Genomic DNA, 4682 nt, shown 5'->3' with positions numbered 1-4682 from the left:
TCCTTGGCAAAGTCACTGTCAGGCGTACAATCTAGGTATTGCATCTAAGTTACCCATGCGTGAAGCTTCTACTCCCTTACCTCACAAAATCATTGGTGTTGCCGTGATTTGGAATGACCAAGGACAAATTTTAATTGACCGTCGCCCTGCTCAGGGGTTACTGGGTGGATTATGGGAGTTTCCTGGCGGCAAAATTGAGCCGGATGAAACCGTGGCAGACTGTATTCAGCGGGAAATTCGGGAAGAATTGGGAATCGAGATAGAGGTAGGCGATCGCGTAATCACGGTCGATCATGCCTATAGCCATTTTCGCGTGACGTTGATTGTTCATCACTGTCGTCATCTCTCAGGTGTGCCTCAAGCCCTGGAATGTGATGAAATCCGTTGGGTAACCCTAGAGGAAATTGACCAGTTTCCGTTTCCCAAGGCTAATATTCAGATTATTGCAGCATTGAGATCTTCCGGACAAACTCAGCCAAACTCTTAGTTAAAATGGCTTCATATCGAGTTATACGGTGATTTTATGCCTCAACCCATTAATTCATCAAAAAACTGTGAAGCTAGGACTAGGATTTAAATCGTTTATTTTTCGCAACGAAACCATTACGACTGCTGACTTGTTTTTTAAATTTAATACCCGTGACGATCACACCTACAGCTAGAAGACTTAACAAATTATTGGGCTCAGGTACTGAGACTGACCTAGAGCTGAAATTATCAAATGTAGCATTGTTTGGGTCATTAAAGTTAGGAAAAGACACCTGACTAATATCTACCGCAACACCTGAAGTCCCTGTCAATAAAGGAGCATTTGTATCTATTGCGTTTAGGCTAAACAACTCAACGCTACCTGAAGCATCAAAGAAGCGACCGATGACTTTGTTCCTAATAACTTCTAGCTCAACAAAATATGCCTGATCCAACGATGGTAAAACGTTAAAAGCATTAGCAAGGATTATAGCCTGATCTCCAGCCTGACCTCCAATGATTTTAGCCAATATGAGTTCACCATTACTAAAGTCAATTGTTGCGGCGTAGCTACTGAGACTAGACAAGTCTACTCTGGCTAGCACTGCTATCTCGTCATTACTATCGCCGGCTGGATTAAGAAGAGCTGAAACCTTAACATCATCAAAAATCTGGTCTTGATTTATGAAGAAGCCTGAAACAGAGCCACCCTCTGTCGCGGATTGTTGATCCCTTAACCGCAAGAAATTATTGCTATATTTATCTTCATTCACTATTATTAACTATACAGTATTTGGCGTACAGCCAACATATATGCAAAATAGGTCAATATACCAGGACTTACGCAACTGTCACACTGGATTAATCTTAATAATCTGCCCTTCCTGATTAATCGGATAAACAGTACAAGTACTCATACTCTTTACCCCAACCGTTCTAACCGGACTAAAATCGCCCACTTCATCCCCATTCCCTCGAATAACCTCAATCCAATCCGGGCTTCCTTCCCAAGTCAACTCACGGACATCCTCACCAAACTCAAACACCACGACTCCTTGAGAGTTGGCAAACTTCGTATCAAAGACATCCACCTCAGTATCATAAGCAGCATATTCCTGGTTAGGAGACATACCAGAGAAAGCAACAGAAGTCCCAGACTCCGATACACAGCTAGACTTCCCTGGTGGTGGTGCAGGGATATAAATATAGATAGGTTGGCTTGACTCTCAAGAAACCACAGGAATTAGACATTACCGTTCTTTTCGCATTCCTATCCAGCATCCGCAGTGTCATCGCACTCTCAGGAGTCAGCCCCCGAATTGCGATCGCACCTCCAAACCAAAAACCCCCAGTTTGAATGGCTGAGGGCATGAACAACCTATAACGTCGCCAACCGTGTTAATTAGGCAAAGTGTTGCTAGCAAAAGCATCCATCCGGTAGGCAGGAAGGAGTGCGCTGGCTGTAATCGGTAGTTGGTTGAATGTGGCTGAAACCGAATTGTCGGTGCTTTCTGTGCAATTTCTCAACCGTCGGATTGAATCGGTTGAGCAACTTCAACATGAAGTTGCGATCGCGTCCAGTAGAAAGGTGTTCTCAAATTCTTGTTGGCGGGTGGTTGTGGACTCATCCAGATATTTGGAGAGCAATCGCGTCCAGTAGAGGGGTGTTCTCATTATTAAATCCGTTTTCCCCGATACTAATGCACCATTTTAGCTGGGTCACGCCAGTAGGGTGAGCTGCTCAAGGATTGCTGCCGCGATGCACTAGACTATACCTGAATGGCATCGCCAGAATGTAGTTAGTACGGTTTGAGCTAGTATCATCCCGGTTCTCTTTGAGCATGATAGTGTTCAACAGCATTGCTTTGAGAAGCCTCCTCTCCTCTACAATGACTGGTATTCTATTTTTCCGCAAGTCCCTAACCTCACCCTGGAAGACATCATCGCTGATTTCCGCCTGAGTAATTGTCGCCTTGTCACCCTTTCCGCCTGCGAAACTGGGTTAACTGACTTCAGTAATATCAGCGATGAATATATCAGCCTCCCCTACGGTTTCCTCTTAGCCGGGAGTACCAATGTCGTCAGTAGCCTGTGGACAGTCAGCGCCTTTGCTACCGCCCTACTCATCGTCAAATTCTACCAAGAACTCCAGCAGCAAGAGAACCTCGCCCTCGCCCTGAATACCGCCCAATGTTGGTTACGAGACACCACCGTCAAAGGCTTTCAAGACTGGCTTCCCAATTCTCCCTTCAGTACCACCTGGCAGATAGAATTAAAGAAAGATTTCCAGAAACTAGAAACCGAACAAGGGGAAAAAGCCCAACCCTTTAACAACCCCTATTATTGGGCTGCATTTTGTCTAATTGGCAAAGGATTTTAACATCATGTATGTCTACAAAAACAGTATTATTTCCTTCATTAAAGTTCTTGAAACTAACGCCAACTTACTCACCCCTCCAGACTGGGATAATTTAAAGAAACTCGGCAATCAACTTCCTGATGATGATATCGAGGATATCTCGAATCAACTGGAAAAATGGTTAAAATAATCCGCCTCCCGCCAGGAACTATTTCAAAGATACCAGCAACAACGAGAGGGGGTAACAGAAGAGGGGGTAACAGAGACAGAAATCAGAGATTTTCAAGTAACCATTGGTGTTGGGGGAAGCAAATCTCCCACGCCAACGAATCAACAAAGCCCAGCGGCGAAGGACATGATTATTAATATTATTATCAGACATTCACCCCCATCTACACCCCAGACAAACCCACCCAATATGAAGCGGTTCGACTCAAGCTGATAGAACGGAGAATGCAGCGAGAAGCCAATAATAAATGATTATTTTAGTTGACTACAATTTGAACCGACAAGCTATCTTTTTCCCCCTCATCCCCTAACCCCTTCTCCCACCAGGGGAGAAGGGGAACTATTACGTAAAGATGCGGTTAAAATTACCTCTAACAAACCGCTTTTCTCTTACTCCCCTCTTGCTCCCCTCTCCCAAGCTTGGGAGAGGGGCTGGGGGTGAGGGCTGGCGTGGGAGAGGGGCGATATTCTTCAGTCAGTTAACACCGATTAAACCTGCTAAACAGGGTACGGCAATGCCGTACCTCCTACAGATATTCTGTATTATAGGCTAATGAAAATCTCGGCAATTTCCATCAACATAAGACGAATGACGAATGACGAATGACAAAGGATATAAGACCAATAACCCATAAATGAAAAACCTTAGCCTCACCCTCTAAGCCTTCCACCTGCGTCAAACCCTCACCGACGCCCCCGATCGCGTGGCGGATGATGCGGCTTTATTATGGGATAATCTGACTAATCTGGGACATTTCCCTGGACTGACTACTCTCAAATCTCACCTCATCTGCTACACCAACACCGAATACACCCCCCAAAACGAACCCGGACAAAAAACTTACTGGCTTACCCACGCCCAAAAAGAGATGGAAACCAATCTCACCAACTTTGACACCAAGCAACAGCATCAGAAAATCAGCGACAAAGCCTCTTAAACTGGTACGCCAAAGCGGGTCGAGACTTGCCTTGGCGAGGTAGCACCGATCCCTATCGGATCTGGATCTCAGAAGTTATGTTGCAGCAAACTCAGGTGAAAACGGTTATCCCTTATTATCACCGTTGGTTGGCTGCATTTCCCACCATCGAGGCACTAGCGACAGCAGATTTACAACAGGTGCTTCTAGTTTGGCAAGGATTAGGATACTACAGTAGAGCTAGAAATCTCCACAAAGCCGCTCAACAAATCATGGAAAACTATGGGGGAATTTTTCCGAATCAACTGAGTGAAGTTTTAGCATTACCCGGAATTGGTCGAACCACCGCTGGCGGAATTCTCAGCGCCGCTTTTAATCAACCTGTGCCAATTCTGGATGGGAATGTGAAGCGAATTCTGGCACGATTGGTGGCGTTACCAGTACCACCAGCTAAAGCGACGAAGCAGCTTTGGCAACTGTCCGAAACCTTGCTTGATCCCGAACATCCTGGCACGTTTAATCAGGCGTTAATGGATTTAGGGGCAACTATCTGTACTCCTAAAAACCCTGATTGTTCCCATTGTCCTTGGCAAAGTCACTGTCAGGCGTACAATCTAGGTATTGCATCTAAGTTACCCATGCGTGAAGCTTCTACTCCCTTACCTCACAAAATCATTGGTGTTGCCGTGATTTGGAATGACCAAGGACAA

At 45.3% G+C, this 4682-nt stretch carries 7 protein-coding genes and 1 pseudogene; 5 read left to right on the top strand and 3 right to left on the bottom strand.

All coding sequences use genetic code 11. The features are described from left to right. Positions 1-487: 8-oxo-dGTP diphosphatase MutT (mutT, locus tag RIE73_RS00070; RefSeq protein WP_446399228.1), on the top strand; the 487-nt coding region annotated here is incomplete at its 5' end. 79 nt (positions 488-566) lie between these two features. Here the strand turns inward: mutT and RIE73_RS00065 are convergent. The 3 genes from RIE73_RS00065 to RIE73_RS00055 form a co-directional block, all read right to left on the bottom strand. After that, a complete protein-coding gene (locus tag RIE73_RS00065) occupies positions 567-1241 on the bottom strand; it encodes a hypothetical protein (RefSeq protein WP_446399227.1) in 675 nt (224 codons plus the stop codon). Positions 1242-1319: 78 nt separating this feature from the next. After that, the gene (locus tag RIE73_RS00060; RefSeq protein ID WP_446399226.1) at positions 1320-1598 is read right to left on the bottom strand and encodes a hypothetical protein; all 279 of its coding nucleotides are present in this window, start codon (positions 1596-1598) and stop codon (positions 1320-1322) included. A 40-nt stretch (positions 1599-1638) separates the two neighbouring features. Further along, positions 1639-1839 carry a hypothetical protein gene (locus RIE73_RS00055; RefSeq protein ID WP_446399225.1) on the bottom strand — a complete coding sequence of 67 codons (201 nt, stop codon included), beginning with the start codon at positions 1837-1839 and terminating at the stop codon, positions 1639-1641. A gap of 448 nt (positions 1840-2287) precedes the next feature. Between RIE73_RS00055 and RIE73_RS00050 the strand changes: the two genes are divergently transcribed. From RIE73_RS00050 to mutY, 4 genes and pseudogenes are all read left to right on the top strand, one after another. Beyond that, positions 2288-2848, top strand: a complete 561-nt coding sequence (locus RIE73_RS00050) for a CHAT domain-containing protein (protein ID WP_446399229.1) — start codon at positions 2288-2290, stop codon at positions 2846-2848. 4 nt (positions 2849-2852) lie between these two features. Then, positions 2853-3017 carry a hypothetical protein gene (locus tag RIE73_RS00045; RefSeq protein WP_446399224.1) on the top strand — a complete coding sequence of 55 codons (165 nt, stop codon included), beginning with the start codon at positions 2853-2855 and terminating at the stop codon, positions 3015-3017. A 742-nt stretch (positions 3018-3759) separates the two neighbouring features. Next, positions 3760-3993: a hypothetical protein gene (locus tag RIE73_RS00040; RefSeq protein WP_446399223.1), complete on the top strand. Its 234-nt coding sequence runs from the start codon at positions 3760-3762 to the stop codon at positions 3991-3993. Continuing rightward, positions 3978-4682, top strand: a pseudogene (gene mutY, locus RIE73_RS00035) (A/G-specific adenine glycosylase); the annotation flags it as partial. The gene RIE73_RS00040 and the pseudogene mutY, both read left to right, overlap by 16 nt.

Source organism: Coleofasciculus sp. C1-SOL-03, assembly GCF_040220555.1.
Lineage (GTDB): Bacteria > Cyanobacteriota > Cyanobacteriia > Cyanobacteriales > Coleofasciculaceae > Coleofasciculus.
Note: the sequence above shows the minus strand (reverse complement) of the source record. Positions and strands in the feature narration are given on the sequence as shown.

Bases quoted from the DNA above. Each gene is read 5' to 3' on its own strand.
- RIE73_RS00060 (WP_446399226.1), bottom strand. From the start codon at position 1,598: ATGTCTCCTAACCAGGAATATGCTGCTTATGATACTGAGGTGGATGTC.
- RIE73_RS00055 (WP_446399225.1), bottom strand. From the start codon at position 1,839: ATGCCCTCAGCCATTCAAACTGGGGGTTTTTGGTTTGGAGGTGCGATC.
- RIE73_RS00045 (WP_446399224.1), top strand. From the start codon at position 2,853: ATGTATGTCTACAAAAACAGTATTATTTCCTTCATTAAAGTTCTTGAA.